Genomic DNA, 24,999 nt, shown 5'->3' with positions numbered 1-24,999 from the left:
GAGTGATCCTCTAGGTTTTTTAATAAACAGTATCATGAAGATTTTTGTACAATTAGAAGAGAATTCATCATTCATGGATTTATGGATCGGAATAAAAGTATGTATCATGTAAATGCCAAGGAAGCGTGGAATAAGTGGGGGGATTTATAGATTATAGAAAAACAGACTAATCCTAGTATGTTTCTTTGTTTTACCAAGTTTCACATAATGTACAAAAAATAACCATTTACACTATGGTAATATTAATAATGTGATCATATTAATTTAGAGCGTAATGGAGATGATACAATATGACGACATATTTTATAGTTATGTTAATTATTCTCGGTGGTATTAAAATAATAGTGACGAGCCTTCCAAGCTCTGTTGTGAAGTCGCTTTCCAGCAAATTTGAATTGCATCCAAAACTTAGTGATGCGGCTGTCACTGTAACCATCGATGGAAAGCAATTAGAAGGTAAAGATAAAGCTCAAATTATTGATCAATTTAATGAAGCGATATTTTTAGAGAAATATTATTTTCCTCCACAGAGCAGTGGGACTCCAGTAGTTATTAATACGAAGAGAGGAAAAACCGATGTTCGTTTTTCTGTGTACAGTTACGACGATCACGTTGATGTAATCAAACAATACAAGAAAAAAGTAGTCGGGTATAGTCTGCGTTCCAAAGGCCTTCAAAACCGTTCTATGTTAGTAACTAAGGACTTAGCCTAAAAGGATTGGTACTGTCTGTTAATGCGGGATAAATCGGGTTAAATTAATTTGAAAACAATCTTTAACTAAGTGTACTAGTTTACTTCTGTTCCAGATGAAAAAGAGGATTCCTAAAATATAGGGAATCCTTTTTCTTATTTAACAGCACTCCAACAGAAGTCCCCTTCTTCAAACAACTCGTAAGAGTGTTAAGGAGGGGTCATTCACATTAATGAGCAACTATATCTCTAGTAATAAAGTATCACTTATTTTAGAATAATATGCTGCTCCAGCCTTTCCTTCTGATGAAGGTGGTGAGAGAAATGCATATAAATCAATTGAAACCACTCTACAGCATTTAAGTACCCAAGTCCTGGATGTTCCACTTTATAATTGGCTAGAATTGAAGGGAGTTGCGGGTCAATCTCTTTCATTTTCTCAATGATCTGTAACAATGCTTGTTTAATTTCCTCTTTATCTGTAGGATTTTCAGGCGTGTATCCAGGGCGATTAGGTACCTTTATTTGTATCGGAGGAAAAGCACCTTCCTTATATACTTTTTCACCCATTTTTGTTTTTTTACCATCTATAGTTGCAGAATCAGTTGTACATTTTGCAATGGCGTCTAATTGCATATTTGAAGCTGCAAGTAAATGATTATACATTTGTCCAAGAGACCATTCGTCTTCGGACGGTTTTCTTCTCAACTGTTCAAGGGAGTATTTTTCCAATTCTTCAATGTAATACATTGCTAAACTTTCGAATTTCTCTAAAATGACATTTGGATTCATCGTATTAACTCCTTTTCTTGTATAAGATTTCGGTCTTAAGGACTACTATAAATGAATGATGTTGACACCGTTATGTCAGTAGTGAAAGAAAAAATTACATTTGTAGCATTTTCTTTGCTTCTTCTCGAATTTTCTCCGAAAGAATAGTCGGTTCTAACACTTTTACTTGGCTTCCCCAGCTCAATATCCAAGAAAATACTTCATCTATATTTCTTGATTTCAAAAATACATGAAAGCTATCATCTTTTTGTTCATAGGAATCTATAAAAAAGTAGCGAGACTCAATAATTTTGTGTGCAATATGGGATGGAAATAATAAATGAATGATAATGGTTCGATTATTTTCAGGTTGATAGTCTGGTAAATAAAAGTTCTCCGGTTTAGTAAAGAACGTTTGCTCTTGCTGTAAGTTGTCCATACGATCCAAACGGAAATGACGTATTTGTTGCCGAAGTAGACAATGGGCAACAATGTACCAAATCCCTGAAATATTGACTAAACCATAAGGATTTACCGTACGTTTATTTTGTTCACTTTGATTCGGTTTACGATAAGAAAAAGAAACACATTGTTGTTCCTGAATAGCTTCTTGTAATAGAAGAAGTTGTTTCTCTAGTTGTTCTTGAGCAAATGTTTGATGAGAGAAGGTACCGGAGAGGAAACGAAAAGTTCCTCTTAACTTCTTGACCTTCTTTTGCTGTTCAGAAGGGAGGATTGCTTCTAATTTTTCTTTAGCAGATTTTGCATGTATAGAAAAAGCTGAGTCGAGATTTTGTTCGACATAATCACTTCCTAATAGAAGAGTTACTGCCTCTTCTGGTTTGAATTGAATGGGCGGCAAGAAATAACCATCCATTAAAGAATAACCTTGTCCAGGCATTGAAAAGATTGGGACACCTGATTCACTGAGTGCTTGCATGTCTCTATATATTGTTCTTTTACACGTCTCAAATTTTCCCGCTAAACTTTGAGCTGTAACAATTTGTTTTCTCTGTAACTCAATGAGAATAGAGAGTAAACGATCTGTTCGATTCATGAAATATCATCCTTCATATGTAATAAATATCCTTATTGTGATGTTCTAAATAGGAGTCAAATCTTCCTGCAAATAACAGACTTTTCCCTATGTATAATATTAATATAGTAAAATCATCCGAACTCGTATTGCAGTTTCCAATAATATACTATATAATCTACTTAAGAAAACGTTTTCATACAAAGGGGGAGAATTTCGTGTCAACGATCGAGGACGTGGCGAAATTAGCGGGGTTATCAAGAACAACGGTTTCTCGGGTGATTAACAACCATCCGTATGTATCAGATGAGAAGAAAAAGAGAGTTCAATTGGCGATGAAGCATTTAGGATTCGTTCCTAATTCTGCAGCAAGAAGACTTCGTAAACAGAAAACAGAAACAATTGCAGTTCTTGTTCCAAGGATTACAAATCCTTTTTTCAGTAGATTTATTGAAGCAATTGAAATTGCTGCTTCTGAACATAAATATAAACTGATTATTTGCCAAACAAGATACTTACCAGAAAAAGAGATGGAATACTTACAACTGTTATCAACAAAACAAGTTGATGGTATTATCTTATGTTCACTTGAGAATCCATGGGAGAACGTGGAGCCATATTTACAACACGGTCCAATCGTGTTATGTAATGAATACATTGAAGAAGCAAATATTCCAACGGTTAAATTTGATCATGCACAAGGGGCATACATAGCTGCGAAACATGTGCTAGAACAAGATTATCGCAACCTTATTTTTTGCCGTGGAAATGAAACAAAAGTAGTGAGCCAACAGCGAAAAATGGGCTTTTTACGTGCAATCACTGAAAAGAGCAAAGAAGTAGAAGCGATTGATTTTCTTGAAAACGCTTTCTCTTGGGAAGATGGAAAAAGAATATTCCATGAAGTATTAAAGGACAAAAAAAATCCTACCGCTATTTTGGCAGGAGGCGATGAAGTCGCAGCTGGAATTATCGCAGAAGCGAAACGCCATGGCTGGAGTATTCCTGATGATTTAGCTGTAGTTGGCTTTGATAATCAAATTTTATCACAGATTACAGAGCCGGGTATTACAACGATTGAACAGCCAATTGATGAAATGGCTCATAAAGTTGTTGATTTAATGATGGATAAAATCCATACGAAAAATTATCGCAAAAAAGAGTTGTATGAGTTTGAACTGGAGCTCTTGGTGAAAGGTTCAACGATGAAAAATACGATGTTACTAGCCTAGTAGACAATGTCTGCTAGGTTTTTCTTATGTTTACAAACTATTATTCTTCGTGAACGCAATCGTCACATTTATTATGATATGCTTCGTGTTGCTCATCAATTTCCTTCCCGCAGTGCGCACACGTTTTTGTTGGTAAATTTCTGAAAAATTCCATCGGTTGATCGATCATGTAAATCCCTCCATTTCCATTTCTTAGTATCATTGTATTAGTACAAAAATAAAATGTCAACAACTGTTTTATAACAAAGTGAAAAATAATGAAAAAGTTTAGGAAATGGATTATAGTTAACAATGTAGAGTGTAAGTAAAAATCTTTCTCATTAGAGGAAGAATACTGCATTTCTAGTGGTTTAGAAAGGATGGATACATATGAAAATGACTGTTGTTGGCTTTTGGGGCGGCTTTCCAGAAGTGGGAGAAGCAACGTCGGGGTATTTGTTTGAACACGATGGTTTTCGTTTACTTGTTGACTGTGGTAGTGGTGTACTAGCACAGATTCAAAAATATATAACACCATCTGATATAGATGCGGTTCTGTTATCACATTATCATCACGACCATGTTGCGGATATTGGGGTATTGCAATATGCAAGATTAATTACAAGCATGGCAAAAGGGCAATTACCAGAACTACCGATTTATGGACATGGATTTGATGTGCAAGGATTCTCTTCCTTAACACATGCACCACACACGAAAGGGATTGTGTACAATCCGGAAGAAACATTACAGATTGGACCGTTCTCTATTTCATTTTTAAAGACGGTGCATCCTGTTATATGCTATGCGATGCGTATTACGGTGGGAGATGAAGTCATCGTATATAGTGCTGATTCTAGCTACATTCCTGAATTTATTCCATTTACAAAAGATGCAGATTTATTTATTTGTGAGTGCAATATGTATGCACATCAGGAAGCTGCGAAAGCAGGGCATATGAATAGTACAGAAGTAGCGGATATTGCAAAGAATGCAAATGTAAAGGAATTACTGTTAACGCATCTGCCGCACACAGGAAACACATCTGATTTAGTAGAAGAAGCAAAACAAATTTTTGACGGCCGCATTACGCTTGCGCATAGCGGTTATGTTTGGAATTCATGAGGTGAGATATGATGTTATTTATTGATAATAAAGGAATTACAGATCCAACAATTAACTTAGCGATTGAAGAATACTGCGTGAAAAATTTAGATATTAACGAAACATACCTTTTGTTCTACATTAACGAACCTTCTATTATCATTGGAAAAAACCAAAACACAGTAGAAGAAATTAATGCTGATTATGTAAAAGAAAAAGGTATTCATGTCGTAAGACGCTTGTCTGGCGGAGGCGCTGTATATCATGATTTAGGGAACTTAAACTTCAGCTTTATTACGAAAGATGATGGGGATAGTTTTCATAACTTTAAAAAGTTCACAGAGCCTGTTACGAAAGCGCTTGGAAAATTAGGTGTAAATGCAGAGCTTAGCGGTCGAAATGACATTTTAGCTGAAGGTAGAAAAATTTCAGGTAATGCGCAGTTTTCAACGAAAGGTCGTATGTTTAGTCACGGTACATTACTATTTGATTCTGAAATCGATCACGTTGTATCTGCACTCAAAGTAAAAATGGATAAGATTCAATCAAAAGGGATTAAATCAATTCGTAGCCGCGTAGCGAACATTACGGAATTTTTAAATGAAAAAATGACAACGGAAGAATTTAAACAGCTTCTTCTAGCGACGATTTTTGAAGGCGAAACAGAAATTCCAACGTATGAATTAACAGAAGAAGATTGGAAAGAAATCTACAAAATTTCTGAAGAGCGCTACCGTAATTGGGATTGGAACTACGGAAAGTCTCCTAAGTTCAACTTACAACATTCACACCGTTTCCCAGTTGGACAAGTTGATGTTCGCCTAGAGGTAACAAAAGGAACAGTGACAGAATGTAAAGTATACGGTGATTTCTTTGGCGTGGAAGATGTTCATGATATTGAAGAGTGTTTAACAGGAGTACAGTTTGATAAAGAAGCTTTTGCCGCGGCTTTAGAAGATGTAGATGTAAAACGCTACTTTGGTAATATAACAAAAGAAGATTTCTTAGCGTTATTCTTTTAACTCGTAAAAACAGTCATATTGTCCGTATGACTGTTTTTTATTTTGTTGCAAAAAAGCGCATAAAAACAAGAAATAGAGTCTCTAATTAAAAAATGAATGAATGCTCATTTATATGCAGTTAATTAAATGTTACTTGCTGTTTTAATTTTCTTTTAATATAATGTATTTAGAATTTTTAAATTTTCTAAATTTTATAAAGGTGGGGTTTGTGTGAATCTCGTTCAATCTTTAGCTGAAACAGCAAAACAGAAAGGAGAGAAACCGGCGTATATATTTATGGATCAGTCGGTCTCATATGACCAATTAAACAAAACGGTCACAAGGTTTTCTGGTAATTTAGCAAAAATGGGCATTGGGAAAGGGGACAATGTCGCATTAATTGTTGGTAATTCACCACATTTTTTAGTTGGTTTATATGGGACGATGAAAGCTGGAGCAACTGTCATTCCAATTAATCCAATTTATACAGCAGACGAAATGCATTATATTTTACAAAATGGAGATGTAAAAACAATCATCACACTCGACGTTCTTCTACCTGTTATACAATCTCTTACAACAAGACTTCCTTCTCTTGAACATATCATCATATGTGAAACCTCAGCAGATTTTAATCATACAGAAACTGAAAAAATGAAAACGTTTACTAGTCTTATAGGAACCGGTGATCTATCTTATGAAGGTCCTGAGCTAACTGAAGAAGACGTAGCTGTTATTTTGTATACGTCAGGAACAACTGGAAAGCCAAAAGGCGCTATGCTTACACATAAAAATTTATATAGTAATGCTAGCGATGTAGCATCGTATTTACAATATACTGCGGATGATCGCGTTGTTGCTGCGCTTCCAATGTTTCATGTGTTTTGTTTAACAGTTGCAGTGAATGCCCCAATTGTTAACGGTGCAACGATTTTAATGTTACCAAAGTTTAGTCCGAAAGAAGTATTTCGTATTTGTCGTACGTATGAACCGACAATATTTGCCGGTGTACCGACAATGTACAATTATTTATATTTATATGAGGAAGCAAGCGCAGACGATGTTCAGACACTTCGTCTATGTATTTCTGGCGGGGCTTCTATGCCTGTTGCTCTCCTGAAAAACTTTGAAAATCGCTTTAATGTTATTGTTTCAGAGGGATATGGATTATCAGAGGCTTCACCAGTTACTTGCTTTAATCCATTAGATCGTCCGCGTAAACCAGGTTCTATTGGAACAAATATTTGGCATGTGGAAAATAAAATTGTGAATGAGCTTGGGGAAGAAGTTTCTGTAGGCGAAGTAGGTGAATTAATTGTTCGTGGTCCAAACGTGATGAAAGGATATTATAATGCACCAGAAGACACAGCGGCAGTGCTTCGTGATGGATGGTTGTATACAGGAGACTTAGCAAGAATGGATGATGAAGGTTACTTTTATATTGTTGATCGTAAAAAAGATATTGTCCTTGTAGGTGGTTATAACGTATATCCTCGTGAAGTAGAAGAAGTATTATACCAACATGAGGAGGTTGCGGAAGTGGTTGCGATTGGTGTTCCAGATGAAAATTTAGGAGAAGCAGTGCGCGCCTATGTTGTTCTGAAGAATGGTGTGGTAACAGAAGAAGAGTTAACGCATTACTGTTCTTTACATCTTGCAAAATATAAGGTGCCAAAGAGTATCGAGTTTTTGAAGGAGTTGCCGAAGAATACGACTGGTAAACTACTTAGAAGAGCGTTAAGGGAAAAGGCAGTGCAAGCATAAAACATGGATAACTGTTAGGGAAAATAAAACGAACCGTCCGTAAATAAGGATGGTTCGTTTTATTTTTATAATAGAATTCTATATTTATAATTTTATTTTACCATCAATGACAGTTAGGAATCTGTTATTCCAAATAGATTGATGATGATTAATAATATCACCCGCATCTAAAATAGCACCATCTATTGTACTATGTGTTTCTTTGAAAAGTAGATTTTTTTGATACCCTAAACTAAAGGCAGCTCTAATAGTCGTGTCGAGACAAAACTCAGTCTGTGCTCCTGCGAAAATAAGTTGTTCTATTTCATTGGTCTTTAAGTAATCTAAGAGTTCAGTTTGATAGAATGAATCCCATTTTGATTTTTGGATAATTTTATCGGTAGGGGATAGGAATAAATTTTTATGAAGTTTCCAGTCATCTTTTCCTTCAAAAAGTTCGTCTTGTTCGTTTTGACTAGTATGTTGAATAAAGATAACTTGTATATTTTTTTCATGAGCTTGCTTAATTAGTTCGTTTATATTTGTAACTAATTGCTCATTATTAAATAAATAGTTTTGGGGATAATTAAAGAAAATTTCTTGCATGTCAATGATTACTAGAGCCTGTTTCATCAAGTAGCACTTCCTTTAGTTTCTTTTTAAATATAGCAGAAGGTAATAAAACTTTGCAATAAAAGAAAATGTCCCTGCTCAACAAAACGTATCCTAAAATGAGCAAACTTTTTTGGGTAGTAAGCACTACAACATTCAGCAAAAGCAAAGAGGTTAGGGGGAGATGAAGAAAACCCCGCTGATTAAAGTTTCATTTTATGAAATGAAAGGGAATTGTTAGCAGTTTATGATACGTAATATTTATAGTTTGAATAGCTGCCGAGTTATAATAGAAGAAATAGAAAAGGAGGCACGCTGTGAAAATTCGTCGATATTTTAATATAGTTACTATTTTGATTCTATATACATTACTGATGTTCTACATCGGATGGAATGGATGGGTTTGGCTTCAAACAAGTTTTGGTTGGCAATCTTGGGGATATTATGCTTTGTTAGTTGCATTATTCTCATATGCGTATGTAATCGTCCAGGTTTTCAAATTCCTTCCGTTCTTAAGGACAATTGGTTCCTATTGGTTTGCGGTAATGCAATATGCACTTATTTTGCTGCCGCTAGCTGATATAGCAGTATTTATTTTACAACTGGTAGCGGTGCCGAGAGATACAGCTATTATTTGGACAGGAATTGTTACCCTTATTATGTTTCTTTTCATATTTGGTTATGGAACATTCAATGCTTATAGTCCAGTTGTTCGAAAGTATGAAATTCACATACCAAAAGAAGCGAAAGGGCGGAAAGCACTTCGCATTGCGATGGCTTCCGATATGCATTTCGGCAAGTTATCAGGTGTCTCACATTTAAAAAGATTAGTCCACCGTGTAAATGAAATGGAGCCGGACATCATTTTACTACCTGGTGATATCATTGACGATCATCCAGGAGAATTTATAAAAAAGAACATGGGACAAGTTATGAAACAAATGCAGGCGCCTCTTGGTGTGTATGGAGTACTCGGAAATCATGAATATTACGGCGGGGCAATTCCAGAGTTTCTGCAAGAGATGAAGAAAATTGATATTCATATCATGTTAGATGAAGTAATCAAAATTGAAGATAGTTTTTATCTCGTTGGAAGAAGAGATAAAACGGAGCGAGATCGTCAAAGTTTCGAAGAGTTAATGAGCACAGTAGATAAATCACTTCCCGTTATAGCGATGGATCATCAGCCGTTTGCATTAAAGCAGGCGGAGGAGTCAGGTGTTGATTTATTACTATCCGGTCACACGCATAGAGGACAAATGGCACCAAATCATCTTATTACGAGAAGAATGTATGAACTAGATTGGGGATATGTGCAAAAGGGTGTATTTCATGCGATTGTGTCTTCTGGATTCGGTTTTTGGGGACCGCCGCTAAGACTTGGTAGCCGGTCGGAAGTTATTCAGATTGAGGTTACGTTTGGGTGAGGAAAAATGAAAACAACCATTCAACTTCGAATGGTTGTTTTCACTTTAGTGACGAGAACCACTTGGACGCTCAAGCCAATTCCAAAACTCAATATCTCCAAGAGTAGCGTCGCGAACATGAGGAGAATTTTGTAACTTTACTAATTCTTTCGATGGGCCAGTAATGACAATACCGTACACTTTCACACCATGTTTTTTCACTAATCTTTCCCCCTTTACTTATAACAACGAATGTAATATGAAAAAGTTACAAATTTCTGCAAAATAAAAGCAAAAAACGTCAAGAAAAGAATTGTCTTCTCTTTTATGATAATACATAAGGCGGGTGAACAGAGATGGAAAGCTATGAAACACAAATTCAAAAAGCAATTAATTATATTGAAGAAGATGTAATGGAGAAGCAAACATTAAGTAATTTGGCTCGTATTGCAGGGTTCTCGGAGTATCATTTTCATCGCGTATTCCAAGCACTAGTAGGCGATACTGTCATGGAGTATGTTCGTAAGAGGAGGCTAGCCAGGGCAGCTTATCGGCTTTCTCATACGGAAGAAAAAATTCTTGATATCGCATTAGAACATGGCTTTCAATCTCATGAAACGTTCATTCGAGCCTTTAAAAAGTTGTTTCAGATGACGCCAAGTAGCTACCGAAGGCAAGGAATTAAGACACCGATGTATTATAAAGCAAATGTGAAGCAGCGGAAGTTCAATCCATATTTAGGGGGAATACAAATGGAATTTCGTATTGAAAAAAAACCAGCTTTTTTTGTAGCTGGATATGAGATGAAGACGTCTAGTAAAGAAGGGAAAAACCTTAAAGATATTCCGGCATTTTGGGACCGTTATTTACAAAACAATCTTGCGAGTAACATTACAAACCGTAAACATACAGATCAATATGTAGAGCTTGGAATGTGCACGGATTTTCATTTGGAAACAGGGGAGTTCACGTATATTATTGGAATGGAAGTTACAAGTTTTGATGGGGTATCAAATGAATTAGCGCAGCGCACGTTCCCAGAAGCAACATATGCCGTATTTACAACACCAAAAGTACCGCACAAAGACATGGTATCGTCCATCCAGCAAACATGGAATAGCATTTTCTCAGAATGGTTCCCGCATTCAGGGTATGAACATGCGGGCGTTACAGAGTTCGAGCTGTATGATGAGCGTTGTCATGAAGATAAGAGTGAATTTGCTCAAGTTGAGATTTGGTTGCCAGTGCAGAAGAAACAACAATAAGAAGAGGAGAAAGTTTCCTAGATTCTAGGAAACTTTTTTGTATGAGATTTCAGATGAATCGTATTATATAAATGAAACAGAAAATTACATAGCAATAATTTTAACGCCTGGTATGTAATATATATATTGAATAATGTAATATACATGTTACAATAGGGTTGAGGAGGGATAATATAGTTGAGAAATAAAGTAAAGATATCTCGTGTTCAAGTAGACTTAACACAACAACAATTGGCACAGAAAGTAGGTATCACTCGGCAGACCATTAGCTTGATTGAAAAAGGCGCATATAACCCTACGCTAAAATTGTGCTTGGAGATTTGTTATGCAGTGAATAAGACGTTGGATGAAATATTTTGGATTGGCCAGGAGGAGCAGATACATGAAGAAGATTAAAGATGAACGATTACAAATGCAAAATTTGAAAAACATTCGGATCGCCTTTATTGTTCAAACGATAGGGATATTTGCAATTTTACTTTATGAGGCGATAACAGAAGGGGTTATGGAGGCTGCAGATAATCCATTATGGTTAGTATTTATGCTTACTGTGGCTGTTCTAAGTTGGCTGAATCTCAAAATTTCTGTTGATGTGTATGATAATGCAAACGAACAGAAAAAGCCGCGTCCTTATTACCGAATTGTAATCCTTTCTGCATTGGTTGGCGCTGTTCTTGCATTTCTGGCAAAATTCGGTCCAGATCATAGTAATAACAGTCAAGCCTTACTCGTAGGAAGTGTCGTTTTTGTTTGCTTTCTCATCCCTTTTTCTTTTGTTCACTATTTACAAAAAAAACGATTAGAGGATGATGACGTATAATGTTACATTCTTCTATAGAAACGAAATCATCATCTCCCTTCTAATTTTCGGAAGGAACAACTATATTTCGGCTTACCTATGGCTTATTAAATGGATTCAGGATGTAAGCCTCCAAAGAACATTCACATAAATAAATCGGTGAAACGATTATTTACAATATTATTTTTGAATTGTTACGATGATAACGTCGTTGTAGAAAATAATCAGGTGTAATAGTGGATTTGAGTCAACATTTTGGACACAAAAAAGTTAAATCTAAGCTGCTTTTTTAGCCAGATCTTCTATTATTTGAGGGGGATTATAACCAATGCTACTATGGATTCGCTTGCGGTTATAAAATCCCTCAATATATTGAAATAGTGCTAGATTTGCCTGTTCAAATCTGACATATTGTGTACGATATACTTCTTTTTTCTTTAAAAAGGCGTGTTTGTATGCCTATTTCTGTATCATGTATTTATGGTAAGACCCTCTTTTATCATTAGGTGAGAAAGGGAATACCATATTAATGGTTGTTCCTTTTCCAATTTCACTTTCAATGGAAATCGTACCGTTATGTGCAAGAACAAGTTGTTTTGTAATCGCTAAGCCAAGACCTGTTCCTGCGTTGTTTTCTTCAGTATTTGTACCGCGGTAATATCGTTCAAATAAAAGCTCTTTCGTTTGCTCATCCATTCCTTTTCCATTATCAGAAATAGAAAGTGTAAAAGATTGTTTATTCTGTCCGATTTTTACAATAACATTTGTTGTTTCATTATTATGCTTTACTGCATTTGTTAATAAATTCTCAATGATACGTTGGAACCATTTTTCTTCAATAGAGTAATGAATTGCATTGGAACTAGGAACAAATTCTATGTTTTGATTTTGAAGTGTCGGGTTATTAATAAATTGTAACAAGACTTTTTGGACAAATTGATTAATCTCAACTTTAACGTGCTGAGAGGGAATTGCGTTGTTTTTTAATTGGTAAGTTAAGCTTAGATCATCAATTAATGTTGTCATATATTGAGATTTTTCGCGTATAATACGACCGAATTGTTGAATGTCGTTATCATCCCAGTTATATTGTTTCGATTCTAGTAATAGAGAGTACCCATAAATGGAACTGAGTGGTGTTTTTAAATCATGAGTGAGGCCAGTAATCCATTCCTCACGTGTTTGTTGAATAACTTGTCGTATGGACTCATTTTTTTTAAGTGTAATAGAAAGGTGCTCTAGAGCATTTGTTACATCTTTAAACAGTCTGAATGACCATTTTTCTTTACCTGAGCGCCGGAAGCGAACTGTTCTTCCTTTTTTACTTACCGGTTCTTCATATTTTCCACTAGCTATATTTTTGAGCCAACGCATTGTGTGTAATAATGGTTTACCAAATTTTCTTCCGTACCAAATAGAAAGAATAACTAAGTAGACAAAAGCGATTAGAATAATAACTCCAAATCCTATGAATATTTTTTTTGTTAATAAATCTTCATTCATATCAGATGGATAGTAATGATCATTTTTTACTGTTATGGTAAATAAGGTTTGGTCCTCTGGATTATATAAACTCGAGATATTTTCTTTGTGATTCCAAGGCTCTTTTTCAGAAAGTACAGCTTGAATGGCTGAAAAGGAGTTTCTTTTTGTTTTCGGATAAGCAAAAATCTCTTCTCCTTGTGCGTTAAATATTTGCAGCGTAGCACCTTCTGCGGTAAACTGTTTCTTTTCTTTTTCTGTTAAAGAAAATTCAGCTGATAATGGTGAACTGTGTTTTTCTTTTAACTCTTGCAGTAAAGTATTACTTTTTAGCTTCCCGCCATAAATCACAATTGCTTCCTTCTCTTTAACTTCAATGTCCCAATATGTAAATTTGTAAGGGCTTTGTATATGATGCTGCAAATAAGCAACTAATGTTGTTTTTGTATAAGAACCAGGAACATCTTCAGGAGTATTGAAGTCATAGAGTACCTTTCCATTTTTATCGACAATTTGAAGCCAATCATTTTTCTCCTCAATCATTTCTTTTACCTCAGAACTTAATGTAATACGTCCGTTTTCTGAAGAAACATGCTGAGACACAGTAAAGTTATCAAACTCTGGAACATTTGGTTCATAAAGGGTCGTACTAAAAAGATGCCCCAGGTAGACGAAAGCGACGATGACTGCAATGAGTAGAGTAAACAAGACGAAAATGTGCTGGATAATAAATTGAATAATAAGCCTTCTACTTAAGTTCATCGTCGTTACCTACTTTGCGATGAACTTATAACCAAGTCCGCGAACAGTTTTGATGTACTGTGGGTTACTTGGATCAAGTTCAATTTTTTCACGTAGTTTTCGAATATGAACCATAACTGTGTTGTCATCGCCATTATAAGCAGGAGCCCCCCATACTTTTTCGTATATTTCTTCTTTTGAAAATACGTAATTAGGATGTTCACAGAAAAAGAGTAGTAGTTGAAAGAGCTGAGCTGAACATTCAACAACGTTTCCATCTACTTGCAATTCAGCTGCATGTTTATCGACCTGAAATCTCCCAAATGAAATAAAGTGTGTCTCTTTCATAGGTTGTGTAGTTTGTTTCATATGTCTTCGAAGTTGAGCTTTTATACGAGCGACGACCTCAAGCGGATTGAATGGTTTTGTAATATAGTCGTCTGCCCCGTATAAGAAGCCAGATACTTTATCTAAATCAGATGATTTTGCTGTTAGGAAGAAAATTGGACAATCTGTTTTTTGACGAATGATTGGACAAATGTCAAAACCAGATTGTCCTGGAAGCATGATGTCTAGAATCATTAAATCATAACGATTTTGTTCTACGAATAGTAAAGCTTCTTCTGCGGATGTAGCAGTTGTAATATGAGAAAATCCTTCTTTTTGTAGAATAGTAGTTAATAGTTGTAAAATTGCCGTTTCATCATCAACAAGTAAAACATTTGCATTATACAATCTGAATCGCCCCCTATTTTCATCGAATATCATAACATTTTCTTGTAAGTTATGGGATTTTTAAGGAAAATTTAAGGTTTTCTTTGCTTAAAAATAAGATTCGAATGATATGATAAATGTAACATAGGGGAGGAGATGAGTGTGAATCCGTTTTGTTCGATGCGAGCCAGATATTTTTTGATTGTATTTACACTACTTGTTTTGATTGAACGTATTAGTAAACAATTGTTAGAGAATACATTTCATATATCAATTTCTTCTTTTGCAAGCATACTTGTACTCTACATATTTCCATCACTTTGGTTATGGTATCAATGTAAGCGCCATCGTATTCCATTTACTTTATTTGTGAATAGAAGAGAATCATTTAATCTTTTACAAGTTTTAATGATTACGGGAATGCTATGCCTTTTTAGTTATGGATATCTTGTATTGTATATGTATAGCTTTGTATGGATTACACCGGATTTTATTATAAATATATTACATGAACCAATTATAGGGAGTGCGGGCGGATACATATATCAATTTATAATAATCGTACTAGTAGCTCCTATTGTATGTGAATTTGTATTTAGGGGATTTCTATTTCAGCGTTTTGCAGCGAAATGGGGAACCGGTAAAGCAATGGTTATTGTAGCGCTTCTTTTTGGATGTTTTCATATTGATTTCCTTAGTGCTGTCATGTTTAGTATCGTACTATCAATTGTATATATTCGGACGAAAAGCTTACTGATGCCGATTAGTATTCATATGTTAAATAATGCAATCGTACTTATTACATCTTTTATGTTCAGTAAGGAAGAAATGATAAGCTTTGCGGATTTTTCTAATCAAACTCCATTTTTTACAGGACTTATTATTTTTATCATTGGATTAAATTTAGTACTAGTCTTTTTGTTCGTGAATCGTCGTTATATGAATAAAGAGGTGCCGGTAGTATATATGAATAAAATGAGAGAGTTATAGGTTAGAGAACGTAGAATTTATTGAATAATAAAAAAGATATACCTATCTTTTTTAGGCTGGAGAGAGAATCCGTCTATGTATAGAAGCGGTCAGAGCCTATTTCATCCTCATGCTAAGTGAAAATAAAAATGCAGATCACCCTTTGTTTTCATAGCGGCGATTTGTATGCTGGAAAATCAAAAAAGATTTATATAGAAAGGAATGGATATGATTCTATGAATGAAACAATTCAATCAAATAAATTGTTTTATGTGATTATGGTGAGTTTAATTGTGATTACAACAGTGAATGTAGGCTTTCGCTGGAATGAAGCATACTTTTTTGTTTATTTAGCACTTCATCTTCTAGGGCTACTATGCATTGGGGGCGGTATTGTAGTTGAGAAAAGAAGTGAAGATGGGATTAATTATATATGTGTACTTGGTCTTATACTACTTCTAGCTGTACAAGGAATTATGAAATATAGCTCCATTTCTTTTCGGGATTTAAGTTTTTTTATTAATATTTTTCAATAAGGAGTGCTGATTGGCATTGTCGAAAAAACAAGTTGGCTATGTAGTTGTTTTACTTGGATTTATCTTAATTCTTGTAGGGAAGGTTTATCTAAACCATTATGAATACGGGAAATATATAAGTGGTTTCGGTCTTGTTTGCTGGATTGCGAGTGCGCTTCTTATTCCAACATATGAGCCGAAGAAACATACAGAGAGATAAAGTGAAACTTTAATCAGTGGGGGGCTTCATCACCCGCTGAGTAAAAGCCCTCACCAATCGGGCTTTTACTGCCCGTTAATGCTGGATAAATAGAGAGTGTAGAATGGATAGGTTTAAAGTTTCGTAGCATAGTTTATATAGAATAATATGTGTGAAAAACCTCTTCGAATGATGAAGAGGTTTTTATAATGCATTTTTAATTTTCTCAAGCACTTTTTTGCTGTTAAAACCACGTTCTCCCATACCGAAGACTTCAATTAAACGATCATTTTCATCGAGTAAATAGGAATTAGAAGTATGAATATAGAGCCCGCTTCCTGGATCGCGGTACTGAAAGTTAAATGTATCTGCTAGTTTTTTCGTTTCATCTTCATTACCGCGAAGTAAGTGCCACCCTTTCGTTTTTTTCATTTCAAATGTGTTGGCATATGTAGTTAATATTTCTTTTGTATCGAACTTAGGATCAATGGTAATTGTAATAAATTCAATTTTTTTACCAAATAGTTTATCCTTTTCTAGTTCGTCTCGTAAATGCTTCATTTTGTATGTAGTAACGGGACAAATATCAGGGCATTTTGTGTATATAAATTCTACGAGTTTAAGTTTTTTTGGTAGTTGATCAAAAGATAACGTTGTACCATTTACATCCTCCATAACGATTCCACGTGGTATTTCAGCAGAAGCTTTACGATAATCTGTAAAATAGTAAATTCCAATTCCAATTACGATAACTAAACCTAATGTAAACGTAATATAAATTTTTTTCAATTTCCATCCTCCTCCTAATTTTATTTTATAAGAAAAATCCGAAAATTTATGGGGAGGGATTGAAAATTGCATGACAATTCGATGTATTAGCTTGTTCTATTTTAGGAGGAACGAACTTACAATAATAAGAGACAGGCAGCATAGAGGAGGAGATACCGTGAAGAAGGTTGTGAAGTGGTCGCTTTTTTTGTACGTTGGTTTTGCATTATTTATATATTGGTATTTATTTGGATGGAATCATGAAATTATTCCAGATATGTATAAAGGAACGAGTGCTGATCCACAGACGTTTATGAATGCAAAGGAACTTACATTAAGTCAAGATTATTCGCGTGTGAAAAATTTACTCTTTTTTTTAGCGACGCCTCTTGAATGGATTATTTTATTGTTTGTGCTTGTTTTAGGTATATCAAATCGTTTTGAAAAATGGTCAAAAGAAACGACGAAAGTACGGGTTATTCAAGTTGCTATCTATCTCTTTTATTTATCATTGCTTACAACCGTTCTTGCATTACCTCTGCAATGGATGGGGCATCAAATCTCAATTGATTACGGTATTTCAACGCAATCCACAGCGAGTTGGATAAAAGATCATGTAATTGATTTTTGGATAAATTATATTATGATGTTTCTCAGTGTTTCTGTTCTTTTATGGCTGATTTATAAATTTCCGAAGCGGTGGTGGCTAGCTGGTTGGGCTTTGTCAGTACCGTTTACAATTTTTTTAACCTTTGTACAGCCCGTTGTAATTGATCCGTTATACAATGATTTTTCTACATTGCAAAATAAAGACTTGGAGAAGAAAATTTTAGCAATTGCGGACAGGGCAGATATTCCAGCTGAGCATGTATATGAAGTGAACATGTCTGAAAAAACAACGGCCCTAAATGCATATGTGACAGGAATTGGATTGAATTCTCGAATTGTATTGTGGAATACAACGCTCCAGCAGTTAAAAGATAAAGAGATTTTATTTATTATGGCTCATGAAATGGGACATTACGTGATGAAACATATATATTGGGGTGTGGCGAGTTATATTGTGTTAACGTTTATAGGGATGTATTTGATTAGCCGTATTATCAATATGTGCCTCAGAAAATGGGGAGATACATTGCGCCTATCAAAGGTGGCGTGCTTATCGATTATCCCATTATTTTTTCTTATCTCCTCTGTGTTGTCTTTTGCAGTAAGCCCACTATCAAACTACGTATCACGTATAGAAGAACGGGCAGCCGATCAATATGCTTTAGATATGACGAAGGATGGAAATTCTGGTGTAAAGACGTTCCAGTATTTATCGAAAACAAGTTTAAGTCAAGTGAATCCACCGGCGTTAGTGAAATTTTTCTTGTATACACATCCGCCAATTTTTGAAAGAATTCATGTGTTTGAGCAGTATGAGAAGCGGAAGAAATGAGGAGTAGCGGTGACGCTGCTTCTTTATTTATGTGAATGCAAATTGGGGAGAGATAAAACCTTTCTTTTTGGGATGGGAGAGAGGATCCGCTCATACGTAGAAGCGGTCAGAGCCTATTTTCGCCCCATGCGATATGAAAACAAAAAGAGAAAAAGAGAGGAAGGGCTCTTTTGTTTACGTAGCCGTGATTTATATGTGGAAACCAAAAAAGATGGAAGTGAAAAAATAGACTACTTATAAACAGCAAATTAAATTCATTTTTTTTGTACAATGTGTTAAATCAATAATGAACCATGAAGGATAAAAACCAGTTGTATCTGTTTAGATACAACTGGTTTTTATTAATTTGCCATATTCTTTATTTTACAATGCTAGTTTATGAAGTCTTTTTGATCAAATACAAAAGGGTCTAGGATTGAGAGGCTTAAAAAATCATTCCTCGAGATCTATATTTCTTTAGTTATATCATATTTCAACAATTGTCGTTGGTCGTAGAACTTCTCATAAATAATACCCATTAAATAGAAAAATAATAGACCAAAACAAATATGAATGAGTGTAAACTTAACTCCAAATGAAGCCAATTCATATACAATAACCGGTAATTTTGCAGTTGTCCAAACTCCTAGAAAAAATACAATGTATCGTATGCTCGCTCCTTTTTTTAATAAAAGTGCTGCGATTGGAAAAGCGACATAGAGGGGACCGGCTGCAATTCCTCCTAATAATAGGGAGAACAAGATGCCATAGATGCCAGATTTTTTCCCCATATATTTAATTAATGTTTCTTTCTTCACCCATTTGTCAAGCAAACCTACGAATATTAAGACAGGAGGAAGTAGAAAGAGCATATCTAAAATGCTTTTTCCTGTTAATTGAAATGCGCTCCATCCCAACGAATGGTTTATAAAAGTTAATATAATGAGTCCCAATAGTAAAATGAAAAAAAAACGATATCTTTTTAATTCATTCATACCATCACCACCCAAATAATATACGAGAATATGAGAGACATTAACAATGCAGATGCATTACGAGAATAAGCAAAACTTCGCCCAAATATCTTTTGTTCCATCGGTAAAGTTGTGATTCCTACTGACATTAATGTAGACATTAATGCCGCAACTTGAGGGAGGCCCGCACCATTTTGGACTAATGCATTTCCAAGAGGAAACACAACAAAGCTTGGAATGAGTGCAACAGAGCCAATTATTGCTGAATAAACAATACCGATGAATCCAGATTTTTCCCCAATGATGGAAGAAATGAAGGAAGGCGTTAATATAGATAGTGATAGTCCAACGAAAAGCATAATTGATAGCATGGAAGGTATAAGATTACGAAACATTTTCCATGACTTTAATAGAGCATCTTTTGTTTTATTCCGATCCTTTACAAAAGAAATACTGATAAGAATAATGGCTAAAGAGTAAAGGAGAGCGCCATTAATCATGATTAGACTCTTTCCAGTCTTTATATTTGTCTAAGAAAAATGATAAGTTTTTCATTTTTTCTTCAATATCTATTTGAAACTCTTCTAATTGTTTTTTTCCCACTGTAGTAATTTTGTACATCTTTCTCGGCTTATCTTGATCAGATGTGTCCAAATAAGACTCAACAGCACCTTCGTTTTCTAATTTTTTTAGGGTGCGGTATATAATGGCACTATCAATTGGATTGATGGGAAGCTCTTCCTCACATTTCTGCAGAAGTTTCCCTCCATAACTATCTTCCTCTGTTAAAAACAGTAAAAGAAATGCACCTGTATGTCTCCCTGTGTGTTTCATAAAACATCTAACCTCCTTAATGAAATGTAAAAAATAGTTTTGTTATCCAAACAGCATTATACTGTTAGTAACATTATACTGTCGTTAACAGTTATATGTTACTGGCAGTATAACCTTAATATAATTTCATGTCAATTCTAAAATAAACAACATGTTTTTGATCAAACTTTATTCTAAAGCTACAAACGGATCCGTCCACACGTAGAAGGGTCAGAGCCTATTTTCACCCCATGCCATGTGAAAACAAAAGAGAGGATGTCACTTTTTGTTTACATAGCCGTGATGTATATGTTAGAAAATCAAAATAGATTGTTAAGGAAAAAATATTTTTATGTAAAATATGGTAAAATATACAGGTGGCTATAACGGGAGAAACGAGTATTTCTATATTGCCTTTTATCATCTTTATTTTTGTTTTATTTTTTACAAGGATGCTTTACATTGTAAAAGGAATGAGGATTGCAAATGCCACTTCGTGAGAATAAATGGCTTTAAGTATCTTTACGATTTTTTACATGCCATTCATCTTAGTGTATATTTAAAATTGAGAATATTACGAAATTTGAAATGTAAATGTGCGTTTTAAACTAATGGGGGTTGTTTAGATTGTTTCAAAGGAGCGCCACAAATAGGTTATTCCAAACAAAATCATTGCCAGCTATAAAAATGATCATATCGATGTCTATTTTTGGCTCAATCGGATTTTTTTCAGTAAAAACAAATTTACCATCATTTGAATTAGTATTTGTTCGTTGTATTTGTGCCACTATATTTTTAACGTTATGTTGGATTGCAACAGGTCAGTTTAAAGAAGAAAAGTGGAATCGAAAAGAAATACTGCAAATATTAGCGTGTGGTGTCTTTCTTGTTTTTAACTGGGTGTTTCTATTTAAAGCTTTTGAAGTCATGTCAGTGACGATTGCGATTTCTGTGTATCATCTTGCACCAATTATTGTATTAATCATTGGAAGTGTCGTGTTTAAAGAAAGATTAACAGTGCTGTCTATTATTTCAATTCTGATTTGTTTTGTAGGTACTGTGTTAGTCGCAGGTATGGATGGGAGTGTATCTATAGAAAAACTGATGTCTTCCGGGATGGTTTGGGCACTTCTTGCAGCATTATTTTACGCATTTACCACTTTGTTAGGGAAAGGGATTAAACAGACGAGTGCGTATGCAATGACATTTTTGCAAACTTTTTTAGGGATATTTCTGTTACTACCATTTGTAGACTTTGGAGCGTTTCAAGGGTTAACAGAGAGTAATTGGATTGCGATTACAGCGACGGGACTTATTCATACTGGCTTTGTTTATTATTTATTTTTTGATAGTTTAAGAGATTTACCAACAAGACTTATTTCTGTATTAGTATTTTTGGATCCAGGTGTAGCCATTCTATTGGATACAGTATTTACGGGATTTCGCCCGACTACAATGCAGACAGCGGGGATTATCCTTATTTTTGCTGGAATGGCACTTACTTTTCGAAAATCCAAAACAAAGACAGTAGTACTAGGAGAAAATGAAAGTAAAACATAACCAACAAAACGAGTGCGGTTGTTATATAACAACCGCACTCGTTTTGTTTTAGTAAAGGGTAACAGGTAAGAGCTTTAAATATGCTGCAAAATACGATGATACTTCATTTATTAGTAAGAAAAGTGCCGACTTTGAATAAATGGATGTTATAAAAGAGAATTAATTTTCAAAAAACTCCTTCCTTTTCTGAAGATTTGTTATATAATATAAAACATAAAATCAAATCTGTTATAAAACAGTTTATAAAGGGGATGCTAATATGTCGACGCAAACTTCACGGGTTACACTCGCTTTAGAAGTATTACCGGCGTATGGAGAAATTTTGACACCGGAAGCGCTTACTTTTTTAAAAGAGCTGCATGAGAATTTTAATACACGCCGTAAAAATTCACTGCAAAAACGTGTGGAAAAGCAAAAAAGAATTGATGCAGGGGAGTTTCCAAGCTTTTTACCAGAAACAGCACATATACGTGCTGGAGATTGGACGATTGCCCCGCTTCCAAAAGATTTAGAAGATCGTCGTGTGGAGATTACAGGACCAGTAGATCGTAAGATGGTTATTAATGCTTTAAACTCGGGCGCACATCTCTTTATGGCAGACTTTGAAGATTCTAATTCGCCGACGTGGCAAAATGCGATGGATGGCCAAATTAATTTAAGAGATGCAGTGAAGGGAACGATTTCATATAAGAATCCTAATGGAAAGGAATATCGTTTAAATGATAAAACAGCTGTACTTATTGTTCGTCCGCGCGGCTGGCATTTAGAAGAAAAACATATGTTAGTTGATGGAGAAAATATGTCAGGTAGTCTTGTTGACTTTGGTTTGTACTTTTTCCATAATGCAAAAACATTATTAGAAAAAGGAAGCGGACCATATTTTTACTTACCGAAAATGGAGAGCTATTTAGAAGCCAGGTTGTGGAATGATGTTTTTATTTTTGCACAGAAATATATCGGGATTCCGAATGGAACGATTAAAGCAACAGTGTTATTAGAAACAATCCACGCTTCTTTTGAAATGGATGAAATTTTATATGAACTTCGTGACCACTCAGCAGGATTAAATTGTGGGCGGTGGGATTATATTTTTAGTTTCTTAAAAAGCTTTCGTAACCATAACGAATTTCTACTTCCGGACAGAGCGCAAGTTACGATGACGGCTCCTTTTATGCGCTCATATTCTTTAAAAGTGATTCAAACGTGCCATCGCCGGAATGCACCAGCGATTGGCGGAATGGCAGCACAAATCCCGATTAAAAATAATCCGGAAGCAAATGAAGCTGCTTTTGAAAAAGTGCGTGCTGATAAAGAACGTGAAGCTTTAGATGGACATGACGGGACTTGGGTTGCCCATCCGGGACTTGTACCGGTTGCGCGGGAAGTGTTTAATCACATTATGAAAACACCGAATCAAATTTTTAGAAAGCGTGAAGAGATTGATGTAACAGAAAAGGATTTGTTAGAAGTACCGGTGGGAACGATTACAGAAGAAGGGCTTCGTATGAATATTAGCGTCGGCATTCAATATATTGCATCATGGTTAAGTGGCCGCGGGGCAGCACCGATTTATAATTTGATGGAAGATGCGGCAACGGCAGAAATTTCACGTGCGCAAGTGTGGCAATGGATTCGTCATGAAGGCGGGAAGCTAAACGATGGTCGCAAGATTACATTTGCTTTAGTAGAAGAGTTTAAATCGGAAGAGCTAGCGAAAATAGAACGAGAGATTGGCAAGGAACAGTTTGAGAAAGGTAGATTTGTAGAAGCAACAAAGCTTTTTACTAATTTGGTGCGTAATGATGAATTTGAAACATTTTTAACATTACCAGGTTACGAGATTTTATAAAAGGAAAAGGGGATGGAAGAGATGAAAAACGAAAGAGTACAAAATTTACAAGAAAGCTGGGAGTTAGATGAACGTTGGAAAGGGGTAACGCGTCCTTATTCTGCTGAGGATGTAATTCGTCTGCGCGGGTCAATTGATATTGAACATACATTAGCACGCCGCGGGGCAGAGAGGCTTTGGGAATCACTTCATACAGAAGATTATATTAATGCGCTTGGTGCGTTAACAGGAAACCAAGCGATGCAGCAGGTGAAAGCAGGATTAAAAGCAATTTATTTGAGCGGTTGGCAAGTGGCAGCGGATGCCAATCTATCCGGGCACATGTATCCGGACCAAAGTTTATATCCAGCGAACAGTGTACCAGCTGTTGTAAAGCGTATTAATCAAACACTGCAGCGTGCAGATCAAATTCAGCATATGGAAGGAAGCGGTGATACAGATTATTTTGTACCAATTGTTGCGGACGCTGAAGCAGGATTTGGTGGACAGTTAAACGTGTTTGAATTAATGAAAGGTATGATTGAGGCAGGCGCGTCAGGCGTTCACTTCGAAGATCAATTATCTTCAGAAAAAAAATGCGGACATTTAGGCGGAAAAGTATTACTACCAACGCAAACAGCGGTACGTAATCTAATTTCTGCTAGACTTGCTGCGGATGTAATGGGCGTGCCAACAATTATTGTAGCAAGAACGGATGCAGATGCTGCGGATTTAATTACGAGTGATATTGATCCAGTTGATCAAGAATTTATTACAGGAGAGAGAACACCAGAAGGGTTCTACCGTACAAACGCGGGGCTCGACCAAGCAATTGCGCGCGGTTTAGCATATGCACCGTATGCAGATCTTGTTTGGTGTGAAACATCTGAACCGAATTTAGAAGATGCAAAGCGTTTTGCGGAAGCGATTCATGAGAAATATCCAGGGAAATTACTAGCGTATAACTGTTCCCCATCTTTTAACTGGAAACAAAAATTAGATGAAAAAACGATTGCAAACTTCCAAAAAGAAATTGCATCATACGGATACAAATTCCAATTCGTAACACTTGCAGGATTCCATGCATTAAACTACGGTATGTTTGAACTCGCACGTGGCTATAAAGAGCACGGTATGGCAGCATATTCTGAATTACAACAAGCAGAATTTGCAGCAGAAGAGCACGGCTACTCTGCAACGCGTCATCAGCGAGAGGTTGGAACAGGCTACTTTGATGAAGTGGCACAAGTGATTACAGGTGGAACATCTTCTACAACGGCCTTGAAAGGTTCTACGGAAGAGGCGCAGTTTACGAAGTAAGTGAGGGAGCGGGTGTCCTTTAAGGGCACCTGCTTTTCTTTTGTATGTATCCCGCTG

General features: G+C 35.5%; 26 protein-coding genes and 3 pseudogenes. 17 read left to right on the top strand and 12 right to left on the bottom strand.

The features are described from left to right. Positions 1-18: 18 nt before the first annotated feature. Positions 19-150: pseudogene (locus MHH45_RS10735) on the top strand (DUF2087 domain-containing protein); the annotation flags it as partial. A gap of 140 nt (positions 151-290) precedes the next feature. Next, positions 291-713: a YfmQ family protein gene (locus MHH45_RS10730; protein ID WP_016113704.1), complete on the top strand. Its 423-nt coding sequence runs from the start codon at positions 291-293 to the stop codon at positions 711-713. A gap of 245 nt (positions 714-958) precedes the next feature. On the opposite strand, the gene MHH45_RS10725 is transcribed toward MHH45_RS10730, so the two are convergent. Together MHH45_RS10725 and MHH45_RS10720 are read right to left on the bottom strand one after the other, a co-directional pair. After that, complete coding sequence (locus MHH45_RS10725; protein ID WP_016113705.1) at positions 959-1,483, bottom strand: DinB family protein; 525 nt, start codon at positions 1,481-1,483, stop codon at positions 959-961. A gap of 94 nt (positions 1,484-1,577) precedes the next feature. Then, entirely contained in the window at positions 1,578-2,519 is a 942-nt protein-coding gene (locus MHH45_RS10720; RefSeq protein ID WP_016113706.1) for a helix-turn-helix transcriptional regulator, read from the bottom strand. Positions 2,520-2,716: 197 nt separating this feature from the next. Here MHH45_RS10720 and MHH45_RS10715 point away from each other — a divergent pair, with 197 nt between their 5' ends. Next, positions 2,717-3,730, top strand: a complete 1,014-nt coding sequence (locus MHH45_RS10715) for a LacI family DNA-binding transcriptional regulator (protein WP_016113707.1) — start codon at positions 2,717-2,719, stop codon at positions 3,728-3,730. 40 nt (positions 3,731-3,770) lie between these two features. Here MHH45_RS10715 and yhfH read toward each other — a convergent pair whose 3' ends face one another. Then, positions 3,771-3,899, bottom strand: a complete 129-nt coding sequence (yhfH, locus tag MHH45_RS10710; RefSeq protein ID WP_000567010.1) for a protein YhfH — start codon at positions 3,897-3,899, stop codon at positions 3,771-3,773. Positions 3,900-4,099: 200 nt separating this feature from the next. Here yhfH and MHH45_RS10705 point away from each other — a divergent pair, with 200 nt between their 5' ends. From MHH45_RS10705 to MHH45_RS10695, 3 genes are all read left to right on the top strand, one after another. Continuing rightward, positions 4,100-4,834 (top strand): MBL fold metallo-hydrolase, encoded by a 735-nt coding sequence (locus MHH45_RS10705; protein WP_016113708.1) that lies wholly within the window; start codon positions 4,100-4,102, stop codon positions 4,832-4,834. 11 nt (positions 4,835-4,845) lie between these two features. Next, the gene (locus tag MHH45_RS10700) at positions 4,846-5,835 is read left to right on the top strand and encodes a lipoate--protein ligase (protein ID WP_029427577.1); all 990 of its coding nucleotides are present in this window, start codon (positions 4,846-4,848) and stop codon (positions 5,833-5,835) included. A 210-nt stretch (positions 5,836-6,045) separates the two neighbouring features. Beyond that, positions 6,046-7,578: a fatty acid--CoA ligase family protein gene (locus MHH45_RS10695; protein ID WP_016113709.1), complete on the top strand. Its 1,533-nt coding sequence runs from the start codon at positions 6,046-6,048 to the stop codon at positions 7,576-7,578. Positions 7,579-7,662: 84 nt separating this feature from the next. On the opposite strand, the gene MHH45_RS10690 is transcribed toward MHH45_RS10695, so the two are convergent. Further along, positions 7,663-8,190: an isochorismatase family protein gene (locus tag MHH45_RS10690; RefSeq protein ID WP_016113710.1), complete on the bottom strand. Its 528-nt coding sequence runs from the start codon at positions 8,188-8,190 to the stop codon at positions 7,663-7,665. Between the two features lie 296 nt (positions 8,191-8,486). Between MHH45_RS10690 and MHH45_RS10685 the strand changes: the two genes are divergently transcribed. Then, on the top strand, positions 8,487-9,596 hold the full coding sequence (locus tag MHH45_RS10685; RefSeq protein ID WP_016113711.1) for a metallophosphoesterase: 1,110 nt from the start codon (positions 8,487-8,489) through the stop codon (positions 9,594-9,596). Positions 9,597-9,641: 45 nt separating this feature from the next. Here MHH45_RS10685 and MHH45_RS10680 read toward each other — a convergent pair. Continuing rightward, positions 9,642-9,797 (bottom strand): annotated as a pseudogene (locus tag MHH45_RS10680) (anti sigma factor C-terminal domain-containing protein); the annotation flags it as partial. Positions 9,798-9,931: 134 nt separating this feature from the next. Between MHH45_RS10680 and MHH45_RS10675 the strand changes: the two are divergent. The 3 genes from MHH45_RS10675 (at position 9,932) to MHH45_RS10665 (ending at position 11,660) form a co-directional block, all read left to right on the top strand. Continuing rightward, a complete protein-coding gene (locus MHH45_RS10675) occupies positions 9,932-10,840 on the top strand; it encodes an AraC family transcriptional regulator (RefSeq protein WP_016113713.1) in 909 nt (302 codons plus the stop codon). 177 nt (positions 10,841-11,017) lie between these two features. Continuing rightward, complete coding sequence (locus tag MHH45_RS10670; protein WP_016113714.1) at positions 11,018-11,236, top strand: helix-turn-helix transcriptional regulator; 219 nt, start codon at positions 11,018-11,020, stop codon at positions 11,234-11,236. Further along, positions 11,223-11,660, top strand: coding sequence for a hypothetical protein (locus MHH45_RS10665; protein WP_016113715.1), 438 nt, complete (start codon positions 11,223-11,225; stop codon positions 11,658-11,660). Before MHH45_RS10670 ends, MHH45_RS10665 begins: the two co-directional genes overlap by 14 nt. Before the next feature lie 255 nt (positions 11,661-11,915). On the opposite strand, the pseudogene MHH45_RS10660 reads toward MHH45_RS10665, so the two are convergent. From MHH45_RS10660 to MHH45_RS10650, 3 genes and pseudogenes are all read right to left on the bottom strand, one after another. Beyond that, a pseudogene (locus tag MHH45_RS10660) lies at positions 11,916-12,089 on the bottom strand (IS3 family transposase); the annotation flags it as partial. Between the two features lie 9 nt (positions 12,090-12,098). After that, a complete protein-coding gene (locus MHH45_RS10655; protein ID WP_016113716.1) occupies positions 12,099-13,883 on the bottom strand; it encodes a sensor histidine kinase in 1,785 nt (594 codons plus the stop codon). A 9-nt stretch (positions 13,884-13,892) separates the two neighbouring features. Then, positions 13,893-14,597 carry a response regulator transcription factor gene (locus MHH45_RS10650; protein WP_016113717.1) on the bottom strand — a complete coding sequence of 235 codons (705 nt, stop codon included), beginning with the start codon at positions 14,595-14,597 and terminating at the stop codon, positions 13,893-13,895. Between the two features lie 141 nt (positions 14,598-14,738). Between MHH45_RS10650 and MHH45_RS10645 the strand changes: the two genes are divergently transcribed. From MHH45_RS10645 to MHH45_RS10635, 3 genes are all read left to right on the top strand, one after another. After that, positions 14,739-15,566: a CPBP family intramembrane glutamic endopeptidase gene (locus MHH45_RS10645; RefSeq protein WP_016113718.1), complete on the top strand. Its 828-nt coding sequence runs from the start codon at positions 14,739-14,741 to the stop codon at positions 15,564-15,566. Between the two features lie 215 nt (positions 15,567-15,781). Continuing rightward, positions 15,782-16,081 carry a hypothetical protein gene (locus tag MHH45_RS10640; RefSeq protein ID WP_016113719.1) on the top strand — a complete coding sequence of 100 codons (300 nt, stop codon included), beginning with the start codon at positions 15,782-15,784 and terminating at the stop codon, positions 16,079-16,081. A gap of 10 nt (positions 16,082-16,091) precedes the next feature. After that, positions 16,092-16,280: a hypothetical protein gene (locus MHH45_RS10635; protein ID WP_016113720.1), complete on the top strand. Its 189-nt coding sequence runs from the start codon at positions 16,092-16,094 to the stop codon at positions 16,278-16,280. Between the two features lie 183 nt (positions 16,281-16,463). On the opposite strand, the gene MHH45_RS10630 is transcribed toward MHH45_RS10635, so the two are convergent. Next, a complete protein-coding gene (locus MHH45_RS10630) occupies positions 16,464-17,048 on the bottom strand; it encodes an SCO family protein (protein WP_016113721.1) in 585 nt (194 codons plus the stop codon). 157 nt (positions 17,049-17,205) lie between these two features. Between MHH45_RS10630 and MHH45_RS10625 the strand changes: the two genes are divergently transcribed. Then, positions 17,206-18,468, top strand: coding sequence for a M48 family metallopeptidase (locus MHH45_RS10625; protein WP_016113722.1), 1,263 nt, complete (start codon positions 17,206-17,208; stop codon positions 18,466-18,468). A 446-nt stretch (positions 18,469-18,914) separates the two neighbouring features. Here the strand turns inward: MHH45_RS10625 and MHH45_RS10620 are convergent, their stop codons facing one another. The 3 genes from MHH45_RS10620 to MHH45_RS10610 are packed head-to-tail and all read right to left on the bottom strand — an operon-like array spanning position 18,915 to position 20,255. After that, positions 18,915-19,442 (bottom strand): permease, encoded by a 528-nt coding sequence (locus MHH45_RS10620; RefSeq protein WP_016113724.1) that lies wholly within the window; start codon positions 19,440-19,442, stop codon positions 18,915-18,917. Beyond that, complete coding sequence (locus MHH45_RS10615) at positions 19,439-19,921, bottom strand: hypothetical protein (protein WP_088094104.1); 483 nt, start codon at positions 19,919-19,921, stop codon at positions 19,439-19,441. The genes MHH45_RS10620 and MHH45_RS10615 overlap by 4 nt, the downstream gene beginning before the upstream one ends. Continuing rightward, positions 19,914-20,255 carry a PadR family transcriptional regulator gene (locus MHH45_RS10610; protein ID WP_016113726.1) on the bottom strand — a complete coding sequence of 114 codons (342 nt, stop codon included), beginning with the start codon at positions 20,253-20,255 and terminating at the stop codon, positions 19,914-19,916. The genes MHH45_RS10615 and MHH45_RS10610 overlap by 8 nt, the downstream gene beginning before the upstream one ends. A 666-nt stretch (positions 20,256-20,921) precedes the next feature. Here MHH45_RS10610 and MHH45_RS10605 point away from each other — a divergent pair. From MHH45_RS10605 to aceA, 3 genes are all read left to right on the top strand, one after another. Then, a complete protein-coding gene (locus MHH45_RS10605) occupies positions 20,922-21,794 on the top strand; it encodes a DMT family transporter (RefSeq protein ID WP_033671042.1) in 873 nt (290 codons plus the stop codon). A gap of 259 nt (positions 21,795-22,053) precedes the next feature. Beyond that, complete coding sequence (gene aceB, locus MHH45_RS10600; protein WP_016113728.1) at positions 22,054-23,643, top strand: malate synthase A; 1,590 nt, start codon at positions 22,054-22,056, stop codon at positions 23,641-23,643. 21 nt (positions 23,644-23,664) lie between these two features. Continuing rightward, a complete protein-coding gene (gene aceA / locus MHH45_RS10595; RefSeq protein ID WP_077295449.1) occupies positions 23,665-24,942 on the top strand; it encodes an isocitrate lyase in 1,278 nt (425 codons plus the stop codon). Positions 24,943-24,999 lie beyond the last annotated feature (57 nt).

This window comes from Bacillus sp. FSL K6-0042 (genome assembly GCF_038006685.1).
Taxonomy (GTDB): Bacteria; Bacillota; Bacilli; order Bacillales; family Bacillaceae_G; genus Bacillus_A; species Bacillus_A pseudomycoides.
The sequence above is the reverse complement of the archived record's forward strand: the minus strand, read 5'-3'. Positions and strand labels throughout refer to the sequence as shown.